1 protein-coding gene is annotated in these 1,390 nt (G+C 70.5%); it reads left to right on the top strand.

The genetic code is table 11. The features are described 5' to 3' along the window. Window positions 1-152: 152 nt before the first annotated feature. The coding region (locus ABZT06_RS50560; protein WP_355756714.1) for a hypothetical protein at window positions 153-1,390 on the top strand (1,238 nt) is incomplete at its 3' end.

Genomic DNA, 1,390 nt, shown 5'->3' with positions numbered 1-1,390 from the left:
CGGGGCCGGTTGTGTCCGGTAGTTACATGTCGGGGACGGGTGTGCTGGCGGGGTTCGGTGAGGCTGGTCCGTCGGGGCTGGCGGGCCGGGGCAGTGGGGCAGCGGATGCCGGTATGGGTGCCGGGGGCTCGGACTCGGGCTCGGACTCGGGCATGGAGTTCATGGATACGGATGAGGTCGTGGCCCCGGAGGTGGTGGCTGCGGCGGACGTGGACATGGATACGGGTCCGGGCGTCTACGTGGAAGAGGCTGTGGCTCCGGAGGGGGATGGGGGGAATCCTTACGCGGATATTGAGGACTTCTATGCGGATGATGAGGGGGTTGTGGAGGTTGGGGGGCCGGTGCCGGAGGTGGTGCCGGTGCCGGTGGTGGGTGTTCCTGCGGATGCTGCGGGTGCTGCGGGTGCTGCGGGTGCTGCGGGTGCTGCGGGTTTTGCGGGTGATGTGGATGCTGCGGGTTTTGCGGTGCAGGTGGCTGGGCCTGCGGGGGAGGAGTGGGGGGCGGCCGGTCCGGTGGGGTGGGGTGGCCGGTATCTGACGTTGGTGTGGCGGCGGGTGAATGATCGTCTGGCGGTTCAGGTCAATGATCAGGTCGGTGTGTGGCTGCAGGATGCGCAGTGGCGTGCGTACGGGGAGCAGTTGCTGGCGTCCGGGGTGCCTGACGAGGGGGTTGCGGGGGGTTTCCGGAGGCTGGATCAGGTGGAGGTTCCTCTGTATTTCAGGGGGCTGGCGCAGCGGGAGTTGCGTGCGTGGCCGGTGACGGAGGCGGATGAGGCCGCTGAGGTGTGGGATGGGGTGGTGGCCGGGTTGGCCGGTGGCCGTCCGGTCTCCGCTGACACGCTGGCCGGGCAGTTGCAGGAGGTGCGCCGGGAGCGGGGGGATGCGGGCTCGTCCGTGTGGGAGGTTCCCGAGGATGTGACTGTCGCTCTGGAGCGGCAGGCGCATGTGTTCGCCGGGCAGGACGGGGGGAGCTGGGCCGGGGAGTATCTGCAGGCTCTGGTGGGGGAGGTGAATCTGAGTCTGGTGCTGCGTGGTGTGGGGTTTCAGGAGCCGGCGTGGCGGCCGGTCGATGGCGGTGCGGAGAGGGAGGGGTTGTGGGAGCGTGCGCTGTCGGAGCTGTTGACGGGTGCGGGGGTTTCGGCGGACGCGCTGGCTGATGGGCTGGTCGCGGGCCGGGGCGGGCCCGCGTTGCCGCCGGCTCTGCCGTCCCCGTCCGTGCCGGCCGGTGGCGGGCCGCGGTCGTGGGAGCAGCTGACCATCACCGAGCAGCTGGAGGTGCTCGGTGTGCTGGGGGGGCATTTCCAGGAGTGGATTCCGTCGGGGTTGCACCCCGGGCAGCAGCACGCCACGGTGGCCGCCGCCTACGACAGTCTCGCGCCGCAGGTCCGCCA

The organism is Streptomyces sp. NPDC005483 (genome assembly GCF_040606035.1).
Classification (GTDB): domain Bacteria; phylum Actinomycetota; class Actinomycetes; order Streptomycetales; family Streptomycetaceae; genus Streptomyces.
The sequence above is the reverse complement of the archived record's forward strand: the minus strand, read 5'-3'. Positions and strand labels throughout refer to the sequence as shown.